Source organism: Acinetobacter sp. HA, assembly GCF_000264725.1.
Lineage (GTDB): Bacteria > Pseudomonadota > Gammaproteobacteria > Pseudomonadales > Moraxellaceae > Acinetobacter > Acinetobacter schindleri.
The window spans coordinates 1-22,321 of record NZ_AJXD01000029.1 but is presented as its reverse complement, the minus strand read 5'-3'; the positions used below and the strand labels follow the sequence as shown (position 1 = coordinate 22,321).

Annotated in this window: 22 protein-coding genes and 2 pseudogenes; 10 read left to right on the top strand and 14 right to left on the bottom strand. The window is 41.2% G+C overall.

All coding sequences use genetic code 11. The annotated features are described in order from the left end of the window. Positions 1-8 precede the first annotated feature (8 nt). From tssF to HADU_RS07100, 6 genes and pseudogenes are all read right to left on the bottom strand, one after another. Positions 9-1,814, bottom strand: a pseudogene (gene tssF, locus HADU_RS07125) (type VI secretion system baseplate subunit TssF); the annotation flags it as partial. A 5-nt stretch (positions 1,815-1,819) separates the two neighbouring features. Continuing rightward, positions 1,820-2,296, bottom strand: coding sequence for a type VI secretion system baseplate subunit TssE (gene tssE, locus HADU_RS07120; RefSeq protein WP_004809259.1), 477 nt, complete (start codon positions 2,294-2,296; stop codon positions 1,820-1,822). Positions 2,297-2,371: 75 nt separating this feature from the next. After that, positions 2,372-2,875: an Hcp family type VI secretion system effector gene (locus HADU_RS07115; RefSeq protein WP_004809258.1), complete on the bottom strand. Its 504-nt coding sequence runs from the start codon at positions 2,873-2,875 to the stop codon at positions 2,372-2,374. 48 nt (positions 2,876-2,923) lie between these two features. Continuing rightward, entirely contained in the window at positions 2,924-4,405 is a 1,482-nt protein-coding gene (tssC, locus tag HADU_RS07110; RefSeq protein WP_008304837.1) for a type VI secretion system contractile sheath large subunit, read from the bottom strand. Beyond that, entirely contained in the window at positions 4,398-4,901 is a 504-nt protein-coding gene (gene tssB / locus HADU_RS07105) for a type VI secretion system contractile sheath small subunit (RefSeq protein ID WP_008304824.1), read from the bottom strand. The genes tssC and tssB overlap by 8 nt, the downstream gene beginning before the upstream one ends. Positions 4,902-4,929: 28 nt before the next feature. Continuing rightward, the gene (locus tag HADU_RS07100) at positions 4,930-5,595 is read right to left on the bottom strand and encodes a hypothetical protein (protein WP_227499344.1); all 666 of its coding nucleotides are present in this window, start codon (positions 5,593-5,595) and stop codon (positions 4,930-4,932) included. Positions 5,596-5,950: 355 nt separating this feature from the next. Here HADU_RS07100 and tssH point away from each other — a divergent pair. The 6 genes and pseudogenes from tssH (at position 5,951) to HADU_RS07070 (ending at position 13,585) form a co-directional block, all read left to right on the top strand. Further along, positions 5,951-8,616: pseudogene (gene tssH, locus HADU_RS07095) on the top strand (type VI secretion system ATPase TssH). A 53-nt stretch (positions 8,617-8,669) separates the two neighbouring features. Beyond that, positions 8,670-9,776, top strand: coding sequence for a type VI secretion system protein TssA (tssA, locus tag HADU_RS07090; protein ID WP_008304814.1), 1,107 nt, complete (start codon positions 8,670-8,672; stop codon positions 9,774-9,776). Positions 9,777-9,782: 6 nt separating this feature from the next. Next, positions 9,783-11,147: a type VI secretion system baseplate subunit TssK gene (gene tssK / locus HADU_RS07085; protein ID WP_008304811.1), complete on the top strand. Its 1,365-nt coding sequence runs from the start codon at positions 9,783-9,785 to the stop codon at positions 11,145-11,147. A gap of 5 nt (positions 11,148-11,152) precedes the next feature. Then, positions 11,153-11,962 carry a type IVB secretion system protein IcmH/DotU gene (gene icmH / locus HADU_RS07080; protein ID WP_008304809.1) on the top strand — a complete coding sequence of 270 codons (810 nt, stop codon included), beginning with the start codon at positions 11,153-11,155 and terminating at the stop codon, positions 11,960-11,962. A gap of 12 nt (positions 11,963-11,974) precedes the next feature. Continuing rightward, on the top strand, positions 11,975-12,622 hold the full coding sequence (locus HADU_RS07075) for a hypothetical protein (RefSeq protein ID WP_004809242.1): 648 nt from the start codon (positions 11,975-11,977) through the stop codon (positions 12,620-12,622). Between the two features lie 3 nt (positions 12,623-12,625). Beyond that, complete coding sequence (locus HADU_RS07070; protein WP_008304806.1) at positions 12,626-13,585, top strand: M15 family metallopeptidase; 960 nt, start codon at positions 12,626-12,628, stop codon at positions 13,583-13,585. 20 nt (positions 13,586-13,605) lie between these two features. Here HADU_RS07070 and HADU_RS07065 read toward each other — a convergent pair whose 3' ends face one another. The 7 genes from HADU_RS07065 to HADU_RS07035 all read right to left on the bottom strand — a co-directional run bounded on the left by HADU_RS07065 (position 13,606) and on the right by HADU_RS07035 (position 19,961). After that, a complete protein-coding gene (locus HADU_RS07065) occupies positions 13,606-14,376 on the bottom strand; it encodes an alpha/beta fold hydrolase (RefSeq protein WP_008304803.1) in 771 nt (256 codons plus the stop codon). A gap of 532 nt (positions 14,377-14,908) precedes the next feature. Continuing rightward, positions 14,909-15,322: a hypothetical protein gene (locus HADU_RS07060; protein WP_008304799.1), complete on the bottom strand. Its 414-nt coding sequence runs from the start codon at positions 15,320-15,322 to the stop codon at positions 14,909-14,911. Next, positions 15,319-15,687 carry a hypothetical protein gene (locus HADU_RS07055; RefSeq protein ID WP_005222014.1) on the bottom strand — a complete coding sequence of 123 codons (369 nt, stop codon included), beginning with the start codon at positions 15,685-15,687 and terminating at the stop codon, positions 15,319-15,321. The genes HADU_RS07060 and HADU_RS07055 overlap by 4 nt, the downstream gene beginning before the upstream one ends. A gap of 125 nt (positions 15,688-15,812) precedes the next feature. Then, positions 15,813-16,415 (bottom strand): nitroreductase family protein, encoded by a 603-nt coding sequence (locus HADU_RS07050; RefSeq protein ID WP_008304797.1) that lies wholly within the window; start codon positions 16,413-16,415, stop codon positions 15,813-15,815. A gap of 417 nt (positions 16,416-16,832) precedes the next feature. After that, positions 16,833-17,324 (bottom strand): hypothetical protein, encoded by a 492-nt coding sequence (locus tag HADU_RS07045; protein ID WP_008304794.1) that lies wholly within the window; start codon positions 17,322-17,324, stop codon positions 16,833-16,835. Positions 17,325-17,450: 126 nt separating this feature from the next. Then, a complete protein-coding gene (fumC, locus tag HADU_RS07040) occupies positions 17,451-18,845 on the bottom strand; it encodes a class II fumarate hydratase (RefSeq protein ID WP_008304791.1) in 1,395 nt (464 codons plus the stop codon). 108 nt (positions 18,846-18,953) lie between these two features. After that, a complete protein-coding gene (locus tag HADU_RS07035; RefSeq protein WP_008304790.1) occupies positions 18,954-19,961 on the bottom strand; it encodes an SDR family NAD(P)-dependent oxidoreductase in 1,008 nt (335 codons plus the stop codon). A 67-nt stretch (positions 19,962-20,028) separates the two neighbouring features. On the opposite strand from HADU_RS07035, the gene tusD reads away from it, so the two are divergent. From tusD to HADU_RS07015, 4 genes are read left to right on the top strand one after another with little or no spacing between them, the layout of a single operon-like run. Beyond that, positions 20,029-20,397 carry a sulfurtransferase complex subunit TusD gene (gene tusD / locus HADU_RS07030; RefSeq protein WP_004894594.1) on the top strand — a complete coding sequence of 123 codons (369 nt, stop codon included), beginning with the start codon at positions 20,029-20,031 and terminating at the stop codon, positions 20,395-20,397. Between the two features lie 44 nt (positions 20,398-20,441). Continuing rightward, positions 20,442-20,792, top strand: coding sequence for a hypothetical protein (locus tag HADU_RS07025; protein ID WP_008304787.1), 351 nt, complete (start codon positions 20,442-20,444; stop codon positions 20,790-20,792). A gap of 11 nt (positions 20,793-20,803) precedes the next feature. Next, positions 20,804-21,088: a DsrH/TusB family sulfur metabolism protein gene (locus HADU_RS07020; RefSeq protein ID WP_008304785.1), complete on the top strand. Its 285-nt coding sequence runs from the start codon at positions 20,804-20,806 to the stop codon at positions 21,086-21,088. Between the two features lie 16 nt (positions 21,089-21,104). After that, positions 21,105-21,416 carry a TusE/DsrC/DsvC family sulfur relay protein gene (locus tag HADU_RS07015; protein WP_008304782.1) on the top strand — a complete coding sequence of 104 codons (312 nt, stop codon included), beginning with the start codon at positions 21,105-21,107 and terminating at the stop codon, positions 21,414-21,416. A gap of 180 nt (positions 21,417-21,596) precedes the next feature. Here the strand turns inward: HADU_RS07015 and HADU_RS07010 are convergent, their stop codons facing one another. Then, positions 21,597-22,121, bottom strand: coding sequence for a hypothetical protein (locus HADU_RS07010; protein ID WP_008304779.1), 525 nt, complete (start codon positions 22,119-22,121; stop codon positions 21,597-21,599). Positions 22,122-22,321: the final 200 nt, after the last annotated feature.

The window sequence follows — 22,321 nt, the reverse complement described above, 5'->3', positions numbered from 1 at the left end:
ACAGAAGCTTTTTTGCCACCAACGTTCTGCACGCATTGGTATACCTCCTGTTCTGTTGCTGCATCAATCACAATCATTTCCACATAACTATTCATTTGCACTTTCAGGTTAAAAATATGATTGAGCAATTGGGCAAAGATATACAGACTCGAGCCTCTGAAAGCCTCAATATTCATCTTGACCTGCACACGAACACCACGAACAAACAGTGGAAATGGTTTGTAGTCCAGTAATTTCTGACTAAGTGAAAAATCAATCGATTGAATTGCTGCAATGATCTGCTGGTTTTCTTTGGAAGCCGGCAGGTTATACAGTTCTAGCAATTCTTTCAGATGCGTGACTGCATCACCTTTCATCAAAGACAGATTATTCAAGGAAAGATGGGAAATAATGCGCCATTGTTCTTTTTGGCTCTGCTTGAATCGATAAGGCAAAGATGGGCGCTTTAACAAGAGTCCGCGTCGAACCAGCTGACTGTCATTCAAGCTGAGCGCATTCTGATCCCTGTTATAGCTTTCATAAGGCAGATCACGGTTACAGCACAGCAGCTGAGTACTGATAAAATCAGAGGAGGTATTCTGAGGTTCCAGACTTCGAGAGACCAAAGAAAATTTCAGGTCATTCTGTTGTGTACTGGCAATTTCTGGCTGTAGATGATAATAAAATTGTGCGCCGTCATGCCGGTAATGACTCATGGCAAAAAATGGCAAAACCTGATGGGCAACCTGTTCTTTATCAGTCTTTTCACGAATCAGGTTCATCTCGGAGACCGCATACACCTGATAATATTCAGGATGATGCGCATCTGAAATGAGTGGATATTCCAGTCGCTGATGATTGATTTTCTGCGGTTCGGCCTGTTTTTCAAACAGGTTAACCACTGGCGTCACGAACAGCTTGAAATTGGCGAGATTCAGTTCTGAATAATTGCGAACCGCAGCCTGATCATTCAGGTTCATTTTAAAGTGAATATACAACTCAAAATTCGAGGTATCTGCTTCGATCTGATGGAGAAAATCCAGATTCAGGTTCAGGAAATTGAACTTGTCTGGAAAGCAGAAATATTCCAGTAATAGTCGATAGGCCTGATGGGTGTGCTGATCGACCGGCAGTATACTCTCCTCCTCGCTAAAGCCTGATAGCTCGAAAGGATTTGAAATCTTGATTTCCTGGCCATTGCCCTTTAACGAAAACTGGGTTTCTGTCTTAAAAACCTGATCCAGCACCTGTAAAGGAAAGCTGGAAATCGCATCCAGATAAATTGGTAGCTTATGCTTTTGCAATAATTTCAACTGCTGATTAAAAATTTCAAAACCCAACACGAGTGTCGCATTACGGTTCAGATGAATGTGCGCCGAAGGATGGGTTTTAAAATGGACTGATTTCAATGCAGTTGGCAGTAAAGCCACCTCCTGGACCGTCCGGTATTCACACTGCACACCACGCACACTTTTGGATTTAAGTGAAGTATGTTTCGGGATCAAACGTACATCATTCAGCTGTTTGATTTTATTCACATCTTCAAAACTGACCATTGAACAGGCTGGAAACGGCTTTACATACTGGGGAAACATCACCGCAAAAATCGAACGGGTAAATATTTCATAGCTGTCATATAGCTTTTTATCAATCCGTGCAGAGATCAATGAAAATGCCTGAATCAGGCGCTCAATATGCGGATCGTCAATCTGTTCCTGATTTAAAGACAGACGTTGGGCAATTTTTGGATATTTATTGGCAAATTCACGGGACTGCTGGCTAAATTCCTGCAGCTGTTTTTCGTAATAAGGTAATAATTCTTCAATCGCGCTCATTCTTATTATGATCTTGGCAAAATAACATATTGTTGTGTGGTCGGTTTTAATAAAGCATCAAAAATTACAGGCTCATATAAAGGATGAATATTCAAATAGGCTTGAATGCTTAAGCACAGGCTACCCATATTATTTTCATCCAGCAGCATTTCTACCCGGACATGCTTAAGTCGTGGTTCATGTGCTGAAATAGATGCCTCAATCGAGCGACAAATTTTGTCACGATCCATCGGATTTGCAGTCGATAAGCCCACAAAATCAATAATTCCAAATTGCAGAATGGACTTTTTGACCAGCACATAATCATCAATCATATGGTTGAGCATGGCCATACGGCTGTTCAACAGATCCTCCAGATCCGCCGCAACTGCTTCACGCAACTGCTGAATTGACATGCCCTGTGCACGTGCTTCCTCTTGTGGCAGTAGTCGATCAAACAAGGTCGAACGGAATCCATAAGGATAAAGCTGATCCAGATTCATGTGTTTCCATCATCCATTTTAAATTTAATCATTCAGATAGAGGCCTGCAGGTGCAAGCCTCTAAATTCAGAAGCATTAAGCAGCGTAAGATGCCGTATTATTGGATAATGACCATTTTTTGGTTACCGCACCTTTCTGTGTACCGTTGATATCTTGCTGGTTATAAGTCCACTCAACCGCAGCATATTTCAGACCGAACGCTTCAGTCGGTACACCTTCTGCATTCACGCTTGGCATGACTTGAGAAACCAGAACGTGTTTCAGTTTGATCTGTAAGTACTTGATACGCTTGTCGCCGTTGGCACGGTAGAAGTCAATCTGAACTTCATCAAAGGTATAACCGGCAGAACATGCTTCCCAAAGTTTCGGGCTGGTAGCATCCAGATCTTTGACAAAAATCATGTCAGAATGTTCTACACGCTCAGCGGTATGGCCACCCACACTTGAAGACGTCGCAGATTTTGGCTGGCGAATATTGTGGGACCAGGAGTTTACTTCAAGCCAACTTTTATGTTCAGAATCGCGTGATTCACCATCGACTTTATATTTGCCGCGAAATTGGACGTATATGTCTTTCATTGTTATTTTTATCCTGTTTTATAATCAATAATAGAAAATGCAACCGACCTAATTGCTCGATTGCGGCAGTTCAGTGACAAGTCGCAGGGATACAGACAACTCATCAAGCTGAAAATGTGGTCGCAAGAAGACCACTGATTTGTAGTGACCAGGTTCAGCTGGATTTTCTACAACCTTGATTGACGCTTCACGCAAAGGATATTGCGCCTTTGATTCCTGAGAGGCGCCGTCATCCAGTAATACATATTGAGATAACCAGTCATTCAGGAAGGCTTCAACATTGCCTGCAGAAGCAAAACTTCCCACCTTGTCACGCATCATCGCTTTTAAATAATGTGCGATACGTGAAACTGCCATGATGTACTGAATCTGGCTCGATAAAGCAGAATTGGCATTCGCGGCATCATTGTCATATTTTTTCGGCTTCTGAGCCGATTGAGCACCAAAAAACGCGGCATAATCGGTATTTTTGCAGTGCACCAGTGGAATAAAACCAAGATCACTCAGCTCTTTCTCGCGTCGATCCGTAATCGCAATTTCGGTTGGACATTTGAATACCACGTCACCGTCATGCGTTTTAAAGGTATGTACAGGAAGTCCTTCAACTAAGCCGCCGCCTTCGACACCACGAATCGCAGCACACCAGCCATGCATATCAAAAGCATTAGTTAAGCGAGTGCCGAAAGCATAAGCTGCATTCATCCACAGATATTCGTGATGATCTTCACCAGACACTTCTTCCACATAGTTAAAACCTTCAGTCGCGGTACCTTCTTTCGGATGATATGGCAAACGTCCCAATACACGTGGCATAGTCAATGCAACATAGCGTGCATCATCACTTTCACGGAATGAACGCCACTGTACATATTCAGCAGTTTCAAAAATCTTGGACACATCACGTGGACGATCAATATCGGTAAATGATTCTAGCCCAAACATGCTTGGGCTGGCTGCAGAAATAAATGGTGCATGCGCTGCTGCTGCCACATGTGAAATCTGTTCCAGCAGATACATGTCTGATGGTGTACGATCAAACTCGAAATCACCAATCAAGGTGGCATAAGGTGCTCCACCGAAAGAGCCATATTCTTCTTCATAGATTTTCTTGAATAAGGTGCTTTGATCAAAATCAGTGGCACTTTGGAAATCCTTAATCAATTCCTTTTTGGTAGTATTCAACATCCGGATTTTAATCAGAGAGTTGGAGGGAGTTTCCTGACAGAAATAATATAAGCCACGCCAGGTTGATTCAATTTTCTGGAATGCTTCATGATGCATGATCTTGCTCAGCTGGGTTGAAATCAGGGCATCGATTTCAGCAATACGCTTGTCCAGTGCAAGGGTCATGTTATCGGATACAGTAATTGTTCCTGCCATGACTTCACGTGCCAGTTCACCAATCAGGCTTTTGGCACGGTCATGTTCTTCATCCGTACGCGCGATACGGCTACGCTCGACGATAGAGTCAAGTAATGAGTATTCTTCAACATTCAGGTGTTCAGCAGTTGCTGCATTTAAATTACTCATGCTCCGCCTCCACACTCATCTTGCGGATCTGATCAGTACTTTTTAGGACTTCATCCAGCAAATCTTCCAGACGTTCATTATTGGAAATTTTATTACGCAAATCGGTTAAACGTTCACGTGCTTCAACCAGTCGTCGCAATGGATCAACCTGCTGTACAATCTGTTCTGGCTTAAAGTTATCCATGGAATTAAAGGTCAGGTCCACAGACATCTTGCTGCCCTCTTCGGTCAGGGTATTTTCAACCTGAAAATTGGCCCGTGGTGCCAATGACTCCATCACTTCATTAATATTGTCCAGATCGACATTGATAAATTTCTTGTCTTTTAACTTGGTTTTTTCCAGTTCAGATGCTGCTGAAAAATCTCCCAGCACGCCGACCACAAAGGGCAACTCCTTTACTTCGCGGGCATCCCCAACTTCCACATCGTAAGTCAATTGCACACGTGGTGGACGAATCCGCTGTAATTTCTTCTGTACACTTTCACGCTTAGCCATATTGCTGATTCCTATGAATTATTTTTTATTAGTTATTTCGAAGTGCACCAAATGGATTGGAGCTAGACTGAACATTAGGAAGGACGACCGGCTCTGTTTTTTTGGCGATAACATTACTGTTAGATATTTCTTTTGCTTTACTCCGTACAGGAGCACTTATACGTGTTTTAGCCGAGCTGGTTTTTTTACTTGCTGTGGTCACCGTTTTTTTCTTGTTGCCTGAATCCTTCTCTGCCCTTAGGGGCATAACCGTAACGGGTTGGGATAAACGTACATTGTCATTAAAAACTTTGGTAATGGCGTAGGTTTGTTCATTCAGCGGACGGATTTCTGTAGTGCGCATATAGTTCAGGGCATGATTAGAAATCGCGACACCAGCAAGGAAGCTAATATCTGTTAGTTGACGTGTTATGTAATTTCCACGACTTAATTGATCTACTGCTTGAAGTGCTTTCAGATGCAGACCACGATCCAGATAAAGTTGAGCAATATCGGCTTTGATTTTACGCTGTAAATTAAGATCTTTCCGAGCGGCTTTGGCACAAAGCTGTTCATACTGTTGCAGGATTTCTGGGTCAGTATCTCCTTCGGCCAGTGGATGCACTTTAAGACATGATTTTTTTAGGGTTGCAGCATGCGTCTGCATCAGACTCATCGTGCAGACAGCCAGCATCAGCACGAGTATGGAACTCATATTTTTTTTCAAAATTAGCCTCAAACTTTTCTTTTTCTGGTTATTCGATTTTTTTACTTGAAATGACTTTTCTCTATTTATTATTTAAAAATCATCTTGCGAATTTAACAAAAAATGATCACACTAAGTCAACAACAAAAATTGACTTTTGTAAAATATTTTTTAACAGTCTCTAAAAAAATGTTAAAGATTATATGACTTTTATTCTTTTAAAAAACATATAAACATTAGGGTAAAAATTGATCAGAAGAACTGGTTCAATTGCAGTCATGCAAATAAATAACAAGAACAGCACAATCCTATCTTTCTAACCTTAAAAAGATTGTGCCTTGTAAGAATAAATAATGAGAAATACATGAATAATCTAAAAATTTTAATTACTAAATTATCTGATCATGCACGTTTATGTCTTGAGAAATCTGCCAACACTTGTATCAATCAGCAAAATTATGAAATAGAAATTGAACATTTTTTTCTCGAATTACTCTCGCATAACCAGTTAAATGATGTCCAGTTACTGCTTAAAAACTACAAACTTTCTAAGGAAGCTCTACTAGATGATCTAAATGAAAGTTTATTTCAGTTTAACAAAGGTAATTCGCGCACCCCTATTTTTGCCACCTCAATTATCCGCTTACTTGAGCAGGCTTGGCTACTAGCCTCCGCTGAAAAAGACCCATCATTCGTAGTGGTCACCTACTTGTAGCTTTACTAACAGCTTCCGATCTGTATCAAATTGCGATGCGTTCATCCTCAATTTTTGAGCTGATTCCGATTGATACAATGAAGCATCAGTTCCTGGATTTGTGCCAGGAAAGTATTGAAAATGTGTCAGCTCAATTAATAACGTCTCAGCCAGTAGCTCATCGAAATGCTGAAACGACTGCAAAAAAAACTCCTGCATTGGATCAGTACACGATTAATCTGACCCAGAAAGCTATTCAAGGAAAAATTGATCCAGTGATTGGGCGTGAATTTGAAATTCGTTTGATGCTGGATATTTTGATGCGCCGTCGTCAGAACAATCCGATTTTGACAGGTGAGCCGGGAGTCGGCAAGACGGCTGTAGTGGAAGGATTGGCTCTCAAAATTGCCCAGCAACAGGTTCCTGATGCCCTGAAAAATGTGCAATTACATGTGCTGGACATGGGGCTGTTACAGGCAGGTGCCAGTGTCAAAGGTGAATTTGAGAACCGACTGAAACAAGTAATTCAGGAAGTGCAAAGTGCTGCCTATCCAATTATCCTGTTTATTGATGAAGCGCATACCCTGATTGGTGCGGGTGGCCAGGCCGGTCAGAATGATGCTGCAAATTTACTCAAACCGGCACTTGCAAGAGGTGAATTACGTACTATTGCCGCAACCACGTGGGCGGAATACAAACAGTATTTTGAAAAAGATGCAGCGCTCAGCCGCCGTTTTCAGGTCGTCAAAGTTGAGGAACCAACAGAAGCAGTCGCGATTGATATGCTCCGCGGCATGATTCCAGTGATGGCTCAGCATTTTAATTTGCAGATTGATGATGAAGCGATTATCGCTGCGGTACATGCGTCGCATCGTTATATCAGTGGACGTCAATTACCCGATAAAGCAATTAGTGTCCTGGACACTGCCGCCGCACGCGTTGCACTGACTCAGAATGCTCAACCGGCACAACTCGATCAACTGCAGGCACAATTGCACAATCTGGAACTGGAACACAAGTTACTTACTCAGGAAAACCAGAATCTGCCTATTCACCATACAAGACTCAACGAGCTTTCAGTAAAAACTGCAGCGATTAAGCAAAGTATCCAATGCCTGGAACATCAATGGCAACATGAATTGCACATTGTTCAGCAGATCCGGGAGTTTCAGGCTAGAGATCAGGACGAAAAGTCTAGTCAAAAAATTGCGGTATTACGTGCAGAACTGGCTGAAGTACAGCAAAAAAATCCACTGGTCTTTGAACATGTTAATGCCTACATCATTCATGAAATCATTTCGGATTGGACGGGTATTCCAGTGGGTAGAATGGTCAATGATGAAATCAGGCAGATATTAGAGCTAGAAAACCGTCTGGCACAGCGTGTAATGGGGCAAGATTATGCCCTGCAGCAACTGGTGCAAGGTATTAAAACCTCTAAAGCTAAACTGGAAGATCCGAATAAACCCCAAGGCGTGTTCCTGCTAGTGGGTCCAAGTGGTGTCGGTAAAACTGAAACAGCCCTGGCCCTGGCAAATGAACTGTATGGTGGTGAATCGCATCTGATTACTATCAATATGTCGGAGTATCAGGAAGCCCATACGGTTTCTTCCTTAAAAGGCGCGCCTCCAGGTTATGTCGGTTATGGTCAAGGGGGCGTGCTGACTGAAGCTGTTCGCCGCAATCCATATAGCGTGGTGTTGCTGGATGAAATTGAAAAAGCGCATCGTGATGTGCAGGAACTGTTTTATCAGGTCTTTGACAAAGGTATGCTGGAAGATGGTGAAGGACGGCTGATTGATTTTAAAAATACCACGATTTTGCTGACGTCTAATGTCGGATCCTCTGCCATCATGCAGGCCTGTCTGAATCATCCACCTGAACACTGGCCAAGTGCAAATCAGCTGATTGAACAGCTTAAACCTAGTTTATATCAGCAGTTTAAACCGGCGTTCTTGGGACGTATGCAGATCGTACCGTACTTCCCGTTGCATGATGATCTGCTACTCAAAATTATTGAACATAAACTCGGTAAAATTATTCAGCGAATACAAACCCAATATCAAACTGAAGTTACCTACAGCGATGACCTCTTAGAACTCATTTTAAGCCGTTGTACAGAAGTAGATAGCGGTGCACGTAATGTTGACCATATTCTGAATGCCAGTGTATTGCCTGCTTTAGCCACCCAAATTTTAATGGCACTGAGTGAAGAAAAAGTGCCCGAGAAAATTCAGATTGAAGTTAAAAATGATGAAATCATTTATCTTTTAGATCCACAGCAAGTTAAAGTGAAAATCAAACGCATCCGGAAAAAGAAAACGGACGCCGTATAAAATTATATTTAGAAATTAAAAATTAAAGAAAAAGAATAAGTTTCAGGTGAAGAATGACCCTAGATATTGAACAACTGCTTGCCCCCATCTCTGATCATCAGCCATGTGGTGAGGACTGCTCATTTTCAAATGACTTTCATGCCATTAAAAAGGCTAGAATTCAAGATGATCCTTTGCTGGATCAAGGTGACTGGATCTCTGAGCCACGTCAGGCAGACTGGCATTTTGTACTGAATAAATCGGTTGAGCTCTTAAGTGAAAAAACCAAAGATCTGCGACTTTACACCTGGTTAGCTGAAGCCTGGGCAAGAACTCACGGATTTGAAGGAATTTCCCGCGGCCTGGAACTGAGCCATCGCAGTATTCAGAAATATTGGCCGGATTTACATCCTTTAATTGAGGAAGATGATTTAGATCAGCGCCTGGGTTTACTGCAAGGCTTAATCAGCCAGATTCCGGCATTGATGAAACAGGTTCCCCTGGTCAGTCAGGCACCGTTTTATCATTTGGGAAATTATGAGGCATTTTTACATCAACAAAATGTCCGGTTACGCCATAACCAGCAGGATGAAGATTATGAATCTCTAACTGGCAATGATGAGCTGCAGAATTTCGAGCAATTACTTCAGGCAACTTCCCGCTCGGTACAGTTACAGAATTATCAGCAGGTTTTGGATATTCAAAAGCACTGGCAGCAACTCAAAATAACCCTAGATGATTTACTAGGTCTGGATGCACCGAGTTTTTCTGTAATAGATGAACAGGTTGATTCCATTATTGCCCAGATTAAACGCCTGTATAAAGTGGAACAGATCGCACATCAAAATAATGAAAACTTATTACAGCCGAAAGAATCAGCAATTCAGCTAGGTTATACGGATAAAGTCTCTGCTGTTGCGCAGACTCAATTCAGATTACAGCCACAAAATCATCTGGCCAACCGGGAACAGGCGCTGAAAGTCTTAAATGAAATTGCTGATTATTTCCAGATACATGAACCGCATAGCCCGGTGAGTTATATGCTGCAAAAAACCATTCGCTGGAGCCAGATGCCGTTACACGAATGGCTGGCACACGTGATTAAAAATGAGAATCCCCTGGAACAGGTGCAAGAGTTACTGGGTGTACCCGATATGAATAATTCGAATAGTGAGTGGTAAGACTGAATGTTTAAAGCAGAAAAAGTTCTTTGGGGTGAAGGTTTATTTTTACGACCTCAGCATTTTCAGTTACAGGATGCCTATCATGAACAACGTCTGAACCAGATGATTCAGGCAACCTTTCCTTTTGCCTATGGAATTCAAGCGATTGAATTCGATGAGGCCCAGTTCAGCATGAATATCATGGCACTCAGCCGGATTGAAATGGTCTGGCAAGATGGGGAAATTTATCGTGCACCTTCACAGGATCTATTACCTGAGCCCGTGCAACTTGACAGTCTGAATCTGCGTACAGAAATGGCTGTTTATCTTGCTTTACCGATGGTTCAGGCAAGTATACAGAATCTTAACCATGAAGATAATTCACAGTCCAGCCGTTATCATTCCCATTTAAGCTCGACTCATGATCTGTTTACCAATGCCGCTACAGCCGAAATTACCCTGTTACGCCGTCGTGCAGAATTCAAGATTTTTGAAATCAGCCAGGAGCCTGAACAGGCCCTCGATGGTTATTTTTATATGCCGATTGCAACAATGAAACGCCAAAGCTCAGGGCATTTTGTGCTGGATCATAAATTTATTCCGCCGATTCTGCATATCGAAGCCTCAGAAAATCTACTGAATAATCTGAAGCGGACTTTGAATATTATTCGCGCCAAGATCAAAACCATTCAGAACAACAACCGTGAAAATGAACAAAAACTGATTGAATTCCGTTCGGGTGATATCGTGTCTTTCTGGTTGGTGAATGCCCTCAATACTGCACATGCTACCCTAAATCATATTCTGCTATATCCACGTATTCATCCGGAACGACTGTATTCTGAATTATTACGTCTGACCGGGTCATTGCTGACCTTTTCAACCGCGTATGCTGTCGACCAGTTACCGCAATATCAGCACCATCATTTACAGGACAGTTTTGGTCAGCTGGATGTCATTTTACGTGAACTGCTGGATACGATTATTTCAAACCGCTATATCAGTATTGCCCTTAAAGAAACCCGGCCATCTTATTGGGTGGGCAGCCTTGAAACAGACAAAATTTCCCGGGATACCCGTTTGTATCTCGCGGTATCCAGTAGGGTCATGCCCACCCATGACCTGATTGCTTATGTACCGATCCGCTTTAAAGTGGGCAGTACGATTGATGTTGAACAACGCGTGATTGCAGCCTTGCCCGCAGTGCCAGTTCAGCATCTGATTCAGGTGCCGACCGCGATTCCGGTGCGTTCTGGTGTGAGCTATTTTGAGATAGAACCGAATAATGAACTGTATCAGCGCATGCTTGAGTCCGAAACCATTTGTGTCTATATCCCGAGTGGGTTCCAAGACATTTCAATTGAGCTGATTGCTGTAGTCAATGGATAAAAACAATGAATAGTCTAAATAATGCCCCTTCACTATTTGACGATGGACAAATTGGCATCGGTTTCCAGGCTCGAACAAATACAGATACACCTCTATACTCCGCGACTGCCAGTCTGGTCGATCTGTTACATGATGGCTTCTATGTGGTGTTTCTGATTCGCAATCAGTATTTACCTGCCGATCTGGAATCCTTCCGCCAGAAAGTGCTGGATATGCTGTCACGTTTTGAAACTCAGGCGAGAAAACTACAATTTACTGCTGAAGATATTCATGATGCAAAATATGCCTATTGCGCATTACTTGATGAGACCATCGTTACCCAGCAAGCCCCACATTTTTTTGATCTGCAAAATTTCTGGATGATGAGTCCACTCCAACTGAGTCTATTTGGATCACAACTGGCGGGTTATCGTTTCTTTGAACACATGGAAGAAATCCGCAATAAAGATAAAGAACGCCTCGCCGTTCTTGAGGTCTATCATTACTGTTTATTGTTAGGCTTTCATGGAAAATACCGGATTGAATCAATGAGCCAGCTGAATAGTCTAATTAGTCGGGTTGGTGATCAAATTGATTATCTTAAAGGGAAAAAAGCCTTTTCTCCTTTTGCTGCTATTCCGGATCAGATTAAACACATCATTCATCGCGAATTACCATTTTTATGGATTTTGATTTTCTGGTTGCTGTTTGCGTTAGCAAGCTTTGTAGGTTTGCACTATGTATTATCCAAAGACCGTAATGCAGCATTTTCCCAATATCAAAATGTGATTAGTGTTCCTGTAGAACAGGCCTATATCACCATCCATTTACCATAAACATTAGTGACTATGGCATATCAAAATAATAAACATATTCGTATTTTACAGTCTGTAAAGTCTCTGTCTTATTCTCCTCACTTTTACTTATTGAGCGGATTTATACTTGGAGTGTTATCAGTAGGCTCAGTTTTACTCGGCTATCACTATTATCAGAATCATAAAGCAAGCACTGCTGCACAGTTGACAGCAGCAAACGATCAAGGAGCAGATTCAAGCCATACTGTAGCAGGTGAGCAGCTTATTCAAAAAGCTGGTGCACCGTCGGATCAGGAAAATATCCAAAATCTGGAAGATGGTTTTGATCAAAATATTGACAACATGTTTAAGGTAGCAAAGCCAGCAAGTGCAAACGAGCCTGCAAATACTGGATCACCTTTTGACTCTGCATTTGCTATTCAAGAGCAAAAGCCTTTACCTCAGGCCAATGGTAAAATTAAACCGCTTAAATCCCAACCACAAACTATTCCATCTTCTGTTGCACCATCTAAAGAAATCCAACAATCTGAAAAAAATCCTGTAAATGTAAGGCTTGTTACTCAACCCACAAAACCAAAACAATTAGAAAAAACTGTTGAGCTAAAAACAGCAAGTACGTCTACTCAGGAACAGTCACCTGCGAAGACTCCAAAAGAAAATCCTGAAGTCGCACAGTCCTAAAGCATGATCTACCTCATATTATCCAGTTTTATTTTACTTAGCCTCGGCATGTTAGTGCTGGTTTCTTATGATTTCAGAATCCGTTTGATAAGCTTATTCACGCAAATTTTACCCTATGGCAAGAACCGTATTTTGGCTGTCAAACAGCTGGCTTGGGAATTTAATCAGGCAGCTTCGTCAGCGAAAATCCAGTCACATTGGCATATTCAGCAATGGTGGATTTTACTGGCCGCATTGGCATTATTCAGCAGCATCGTCATTTTTAGCTTAACCCGTCCGATTACTGCCAGTACTTTTGAAGCAAATTATTTACGTGAAGTTGATCCGCAAATCTATAGCTTACTGGATGGTCAGGTGTTAGCACCTCCTCCGGAAGTAGATGAACATCTGATTGAAACAGCCTTGCAGGAAGAAGCAAATTACTATGCCAACGTCGTTTCTGCGCAAGTGATTACTCCTTCACCCAATCCTGCTGGAAATGTACATCTGCCAAACAGTCATCATCATAACGATCTCAATACAGCCAACCGGAAATGGGACAAAATTAATCCACGTTATAAACAGCGTTTGTTGATGGTATTTAAAATTATGCGTGAACAGCATGGCTATGAACTGGTTTTATTAGAAGGTTATCGTAGTCCAGAACGCCAAAATTCACTTTCTGCAAATCCAAATACCACACGCGCCAAAGGCTATCAAAGTTATCATCAGTTTGGTCTGGCCGCGGATATTGCCTTTAAACGGAATGGCAAAGTCGTGATCAGCGAGCGAGATCCATGGGCGATGCGTGGTTATGAACTCTATGGCCAAGTGGCCGAATCCGTCGGACTCACTTGGGGCGGTCGCTGGAAATCAATCAAAGATTATGGTCATACTGAATATCGTATGCCGGGTCTGAAAAAAACGGCTGAAATGGCGGCCCAGCTGATTAATGAAGGTCAGCTACAGGCGGCTGCATACTGACCTTCAAGTTCTAACAGATTTTATTGTTGTGCATCCAGAAAGGCTTGCATGTGTTCCAGCACCTGCGCAGGCTTTTCACCATGCAGCCAATGACCTGCACCTTCAATGAGTTCAACATTGGCATGAGTAAATTGACGTTCAATCGCAGCGAATTGCTCTGGTTTGGAAATATAAAATGAGTTGCCGCCTCTTAAGAAAAGTGCTGGTATATCAACTGGTGTCAGATCTTCCCAATATAGAATATCTTGATAATGCTTATATAGCGCCTGCACATTAAACAGCCACTTGCCTTTATTAAAGGATTTCAGCAGGAACTGAATCACCATTTCTTCTTGTAAATATTCACGCATGATTTTTGTCGCATCCAAGCGTGAACTCACATTGGCACGCGCTACAGCAAATAAAGCTTCAAAAATTTTTGCATGATGATTTTCATGATATTGAATTGGAGTTATATCAAGAACTACAAGCTGCTCTACCCGATCACGTGCAATATCGGCCAGCTTCATGGCAACTTTTCCGCCCATAGAATGCCCCACCACAACAAATTTTGTGATGTTGAGACTATCCAGGGTTTCAAGTATATCTTCTGACATGAGATGGTAATCATGTTGATCCGTATGTCCCGATAAACCGTGATTGCGTAAATCTAACTGAATGACTGTACGTTGACTTGCAAAATGTCGCGCCAGCATTCCTAAATTACTCAAGCTGCCGAATAAACCATGAATGAAGACCATTGGTACAAGTATTGAGTCATCATGAGTGGTGATTTGGTAGTTGAGGATCATTTGAGAATTCCGTGATTTCATAGTTTAGTTGTTGATATTGGAATTTTATTGGAAATTAATCAATTGCCAATTCTTAAAATTATAAACTTTGCTTAGGCTATTTATTAGATATAAAGTTTTGCTTAGGCTATTTGTCAAATGTATTTTTAAAGTGTGCTGAAGTTGCTGTTTGAAGCCTCAAGCTTTGGATAAATCATCAGGAAATAGGCTTAATAAATTAAGCTGAATGAGTACGAGCTATAAATGGATATGATTGAAGGCTAATTTTGGAAATATAGTCTTAATTTTTCAGTAAGACATCAATGGATTTAAAACTATCTCTTCCCTTTTATGATTATATTTACCAGATAAAATTGCTTAGGCTATTTTTTTTAATGATAAAGATTGAGAAGGTTAAGGCGATCTCTTCCACCGATTTTTAATATTTAATAATTTTAACTAATAATTCATTTTTATTGGTATTTCCCCCGGGAAAATTCGCATTAATCTTATTTTTATGTAGTTTTAATAAATTAAATATCAGAAAATTAACCTAAATCAAAGGCTTTGATTTATCTTCTTTAGCAGATTGCTCTGCCCTGCTCTTACAAAAAACACCTGTAGTCATGCCAGAGTTATTCATGCTCTGGTTTTGACGATCCAGATAATTTTGCGCCACCATCGCCATCATGGAAGCCATATTCAACTGACTATTTTCCTGAGAAGCTTTCAAAATATTCTGATAAGCCTGAATGCGATCACATAATACCTGACGTTCAGTGCTGATGTTTGGTCTGTCTAACGCTGTATGCGGTTCATCCAGAATGGCTTTGCTTTCATTGACCACACACGTTTGCTCAGCAATATACTGATCAAATTGCTCCTGGGTCATCGTCTCGGCTACGGCGTAATTCGTGATGAGTACACCGTTGAGTCCCAGCAAGATAGCAAAAGCTAAGCGGTTCATTCCTGACCTTCTTTCCATACATCTTCATAATCATCAGCATCGATCATGAAACGAAAGCCTTGATCCAGCGCCAGATAAGGAAGCACTTCTGGGACAATATCCTGTAATTCACGTACAGTCATAATTTCAAAGTCAGCATCGCTGGATACTTGTTCACCACCATAGATATACCAGCTCACTTTTGTTGCTGTATCTACTGCCTTGCGAATGCCAACAATTGGGTCCTGATTCAGGGTATGGACTGCCACGGCAATAACGTCATCCCCACTCACCTCTACATAGGCAGAACCGACTTCTTCGCATAACAATTTCTGTTCAGCAATAAGCTCTTGAAGCGGTGAAAGTTTTTGGGTGTTCTTTGACATAGCGCCATTTCTCTTAGATTTAATGCGCCCTAAGTGTAGCCTAATTTTTATGATTCGGAATATGCTTTTATCGCCTATTGCATGGCATCTGCCTATAAGAATTTAGACAGATGCCGGTTTTCAAATTATTGGAATACTTTGAAACGGTCTTGATCCGCCATAAAGTCTTTGGCACGCGCCTCACCTTCAACTGAACCAAATACCAGTTGTGCTCTCAGTTGCCAGTTTGCTGGAATGTCCCACTCTGCATGAACTTTTTCATCTACGATCGGGTTGTAATGCTGTAGAGATGCACCCAAGCCTTCAGTATGCAATGCTGTCCAGGTCGCAAACTGAGCGATCGCAGTAGAATGTTCTGCCCAGATCGGGAAGTTATCTGCATAAGATGGGAACTGATCTTGTAGGCTTTTCACGACATCTAGGTCTTCAAAAAATAAAACCGTACCTAAGCCTGCAACAAAAGTTCCCATTTTCGCTGAGGTTTTTGCAGCACTTTCTTCATCTTTGGCATAACTTTTTAATTTTTCTGCGACAAAGCTCCAGAATTTCTCATGTTCACCATTAAACAGGATCACGGCACGGGAAGATTGTGAGTTAAATGATGAGGGACTTTGTTTAATAGCATTTTGAATCAAATCAGTTAAGAATTCAGGAGATTGTGTGACATTCTTGCCAATCGCGTAGATCGTACGGCGTTTTGTAATTAAATCTAAAAACTGATTCGACATTATTAAAAATCCTTTGATATATCTTCGGAAAAACTGGAACCTTCACTTATTTTTATGAAGGAAATCTAATAAATAAGAATTCTATAATTCATCTACTCATTAGTACTTATAGCTTAAGAAAATATGCTTAGAATAGCTATATTATTAAAGTAATATCTTTATATATTCTTATGATAAAGAATGGCTTATTAATTTATTTTTTATCAAACGATAAAATAAATGCTCTTTTATGAACCAATTTCTGTTTTAAAATAAGTCATCATGTTCAATGATGCAGCAGAATTTTCTAAGTAAAAAATAGAAAGATTTGCTTAGGCTATTTATGGAAATTGAACTAATCAAATAGTTTTTTGGAGCCTATTAAAATTCATCCCCCAAATATGGAGGATGATATTAAATTAATCAGTTTAAATTTACTTAAAATTTGGCATTAAGCACTTGAGCAGAGACTTTATTTTTCCACAGTTCACGTAGTACTGGCAGATAAAACTTCTCGCCCAGATCAACCAGCTCAGCATCAATCAGAGCATGGATATCATGCATAAATAGATAATCCAGCTCTACAGTCGTGAGCTTCATATGCTTTTTTTGATATTCCTTACGCTTCTGCTGTGCCTGTTTAACAAGCTGATCTGCAAAGGTTTTATCTTTGAACTGAGTAATCGCATTTAAACGCAGTTCAATAATCCCCCAACCAGCTAAAAACATCTGGAAAGTTTCAAAATCATTGGTCGTTGATTCCCATGACATTTCATCCAGATTTTCATTATCGGGAAGTACAGGTAAAAGAAGTTCCATAATACTTGGAAAAATCTTTTTAAAATTCAGAATAAATTTAACAGGATGCTCACCTGGATAATCCTTGAATTGCACCTTTCTTTGAACATCTGTTAAATAAATATCAAGCATAAAACAATCATCAGTGGTTAATCTCATCTAGTGCTATTGTACGCAACTCTGCCTGAGATAAAAACCACTGTTGACTATTCCATGATAAAACAGGCTTAAAGATTGAAAATAAAAGCGTTACAAGCTTTATTTCGCATTCGCTGAAACCATTTTCTCAGGACGGACGACTTCATCAAACTGTTCAGCTGTGACTAAACCAAGTTCTACCGCAACTTGTTTTAGAGTTTTACCTTCTTTATAAGCAGTCTTGGCAACTTTGGCTGCATTCTCATAACCAATCACCGGGTTCAATGCAGTAACCAGCATTAATGAATCATGTAAGAAGTGCTCAATCTTGTCACGGTTCGGCTCAATACCAACGGCGCAGTGATCATTGAAACTATTACAGGCATCACCGAGCAGCTGAATGGATTGCAACAAGTTATACGCGATTACAGGCATAAATACATTCAACTCGAAATTTCCAGATGCACCTGCCACATTAATGGTGGTGTCATTTCCAAGCACTTGCGCCACAACCATGGTCATCGCTTCGCTTTGAGTCGGATTGACCTTACCCGGCATGATGCTTGAGCCTGGTTCATTTTCAGGAATACGGAGTTCCCCAAAGCCGCAACGTGGCCCACTGGCTAACCAGCGAATGTCATTGGCGATTTTATTCAGACTCACCGCTAAAGTTTTTAATGCACCGGAAGCAAAGACTGCCGCATCACGACCTGCTAAAGCTTCAAATTTGTTTGGTGCAGTAACGAATGGCAGTCCAGTCAGTTTTGCTAGAGTTTGCGCTGCTTTAACCGCATAGTCAGGATGAGCATTCAAACCTGTACCTACTGCTGTTCCCCCTAAAGGCAATTCATATAAACCATGCAGTGCCTGTTCCAGACGCAATAAACCGTGATCTAGCTGAGACACATAACCACTAAATTCCTGACCTAGTGTCAACGGCGTAGCATCCTGTAAGTGAGTACGGCCAATTTTGACGATGTCTGAGAATTCCTGAGATTTGGCATGCATGGTATCACGCAGTTTTTTTACTGCTGGAATTAATAATTCATTGATTTGCAGACTTGCAGCGACATGAATTGCTGTTGGGAAAGAGTCATTCGTTGATTGAGCACGATTAACATGATCATTCGGATGAACCGGTTTTTGAGAACCTAAAGGATTTCCCAGATTCTGGTTAGCGATATTGGCAATCACTTCATTACAGTTCATATTGCTCTGCGTACCAGAACCTGTCTGCCACACCACTAACGGGAATTGACTATCCCATTGCCCTGCAATCACTTCTTCTGCTGCTGAAACAATATAACCTGAAAGTTCATGCGGAATCTGATTTAATTCGGCATTCGTCAAGGCTGCCGCCTTTTTAACCAGACCCATGGCACGAATCATGGGCCGTGGCAGACGTTCATTACCAATTTTAAAGTTCTGCAAACTACGCTGAGTTTGTGCTCCCCACAGTGCTTCACTGGGTACAGCAACTTCACCCATGGTGTCATGTTCAATACGTGTTTGCATATTTAACCTCTTTATAAAGTTTTAATATTTCCTTGTTCCATCTTAGGCAAAATAGAACAGCATGTAAATGATAATTATTATCAATAATTGGGATAGCGTTAATCGGTATTATTGCCCACGTAACGTGTTCTGATAAAAACGCCACTCGTCTTCAAGCATTTGCCGAATCGAACGCTGAGGCTGCCAGTTTAAAGTCTTCCTGGCCTTTTCCGCCTTAGAGCCAACCTGATCTAGTTCCGGATTAGTGTAATATAGCGCCTCTTCCGTCTTGATATTGATTTGCGTCACTTCACCAATTTGATCGAGCAAGTTCTGAATCGAAATCAATTCGCCCGCTATATCAAAGGCTTCACAGGCAAAACTTTGTGTACTGAGCCATTGCAGACTCTTAATGACTGCATCACAACAATCCAATACATGCAAAAAACTGCGTTCTACAGTTTTATCTTCAGTATTGGCCTGTTTTCGCAGTTCAATACTTTCCCGCTGTAAGGCCCCAACCTGCATGGCCAAAGGCACGATATTTTTTGGTAGCGGCGGTACCACTTCACCCAGTACCCCATGTTCAAAGGCACCCGAAATATTGCATAGTCTGAGGATCGCAATTTTCCATTCATTATCAGTACGTGCAGTATCACGGATAATTTCTTCTACCATCTGTTGAGACTTGATATAAGGGTTTGGATAACTGAAATTAAATGGTGTTTCTTCAGTCAGATCAGGACTGGATTGCCCATAAACAGCAAGGCTGGACAAATGCACAAGATTACGAACACCCGTCCGTTGCATGGCACGTAAGAGACTCATAATACAACTGACATTATCATTGTAATATTCCAGCGGTTTTAGTACCGATTCTTCTAATGATTTAAAGCTTGCAGTATGTACCACGGCGTCAATGGAATTCTGTTCAAAGACTTTGTTTAAAGCAGGCGTATTACGGATATCAATTTTAACAAAAGGCACATACATGCCGGAAATGAACTCAAGACGTTCTAGCGTCTGTAGGCTGGCATTGGCCAGATTATCGACCACAATGACCTGTTGCCCTTGTGCGAGCAGACTTAAAGCAATATGAGAGCCTATAAAGCCTAAACCACCGGTCACTAAAATCATTGTATACTACCTTTTTATTATGTAGCCCAGATCAACTGCTTAGTTGATCAAGCCTGTAGTGAATTTCATGAGCACCTTAATTCTTATTACCTCCGCCCCGACGTCGATACATGCCTGGCATGCCTTGGGACTTGCCAAAGCATTAAAGCAAAAACAGGAAGACTTTCGGGTTTTCTTTTACCAGGACGGTGTGTCTGTTGCTAATGCTCTGCAATGGGTACCGGATGACCAGCGTCACCTGACCCGTGAGTGGCAGTCCTTGCAACTACGTCTGCCCGTATGTGTAAGTGCGGCGTTAGCGCGTGGTATCACAGATCAGGAGAATGCTCAACGTCACAATATTCAACAGCATAATCTTGCAGATCAGTTTGAATTGGTCGGATTGGGCGAACTCGCTGATGCTGTTCAGTCTGCACATCGTCTGCTTCAATTCTAATCGGTCTATTTTTTGGGATATGTTGCTTTTAAAAGGTATATTGTGTGAAATCTGTACTCGTTATATTAACTCAATCGAATCTGAATTCCTTGCAGGTTCATGAAAGTCTTTCTGCGACCATGGTACTTGCGACCTTTGGTTCAGACGTGAAAGTCTTATTACAAGGTGCAGCTTTAAGCCTATTACGTTCAGATCTGCAATTTGAACAGCTTAAACATGCGTTTAAGATTGCTTCCAACATGGTCGACAGTTTTGAGTTTTATGATCTGACTCCAATTCTGGTAGAAAGTAAAAATCAAAACTCGCCTTTTATACAAAATACAGAGCAAGAAATTGAATTTGTCGAATTAAACCCAGCCTTTATGCAAGGCTTTGACCATGTATTGTACTGGTAAGGTTGCCCACCATGTCTGATAAAACTCTTTATATGATTCAAGCCAGCCATGCGGCTACAGCACAGATTATCGAACAGTTGTCCCAACTCTATAGCGAAAATGATCAGGTAATTCTGATGGGCGATGCAGTCTTGTCAGTTGAGCATCCATTTATTCAGCAGCTGAAAGAGGTTTATATTCTGGAAAATGAGGCTGAATTATTGTCTCAACCAGAAGTAAAAAATTTGAAAATTATTAGCTATGCCGAATTTGCAGAACTATGCCTGGGCTTTAGTCGCTGTATTTCTATGAAGTAACACATACGGATCTATCATGAATTTAGAGTTAGACCAAGATGGTCATTTAGTTGACTATACCATCTGGAATGAAGACGTCGCACAGGTGCTTGCCGAGAGCTTAAAGTTAAAACTGACCCCTTGGCATTTTAAAGTCTTACAGGCTGTACGTCAGTTTTATCAACAGTTTGGTCATTCTCCAGCGACACGTCCTCTCATCAAATTCCTGATGAAAACTGTAGGGCCTGAAATCAACAATGCTGTACTTCAGGAAAAATTTAATACAGGCTTGGTGGCACGCCACCTTAGTCGTTTGGCAGGCATTCCTAAACCGGCGAATTGCCTTTAAGCAGATATATAATTACTACTCATGCAAGTTTAAAAACGATACAGTTTACTTAACTTGCATGAGATGATTTTTATATCCTGTAGCTAGAGTATAAAGTTTACAATCATGCAGACCTTCATCTCTCAGCTTAATTCTGAAGAACCACTTTAATACATCACACTGATATTGTTCGCCTCTAGATCATACCGTGCTTAAACTCATCTCATCAGAAATTATATCTGTTTCATAATAAGAATAACGCGTCTTCAGTTTTGCCGATGCTCGTGTCAGTTCATGTTGGTATTCAGGCAAGAATGTCTGTAGCAAATTAATATTGGCAAGTGCCTCCTCCTGTTTAAGCGCCTTATTCTCCAATAATGTTTGTTGCCTGTTCAGAAATATTCTCAGCTGCAAGTATTCAGGCTTATGTCCACCCTGCATCGCAAATAGCATACTGGCAAAATCTGAAACAAACTGAGCACGCTGTTGGTTCAAAGACTGAGATTGATTCCGCACCACTCCCCGACGCTGTACAGCCTGATTCAAACTTTCTGCCTGATGGTCTAGAAACGGCGTATGAGTATTCATCCCATAAAATGCCAAATTGCTGGTGCGGTTCAATCCCAATTCTTCCCGATGGATTTCATGATGGACCTGGTAACCAATCAACCATAAGATTAAAAATAGAGCTACAGTACTAAGCAGGTAAACGCCTTTTTCATTCATATGCCACCTCCCGGTTAAAACCGTGCAGAAGTGTTTCCCCAAATGACAAAAATAGACAAGCAGCGTTAAGCCAAATAACGATATTCATGAGCAATGCTCCAATTTATTTTTCTTTTAATTTTTATTGTTGTAAGCAACTCATGGTTGCTTTTGCATTAGGGCGTGTCCTCATTTGAAGAATTGGTTTTAAATACTTAAAA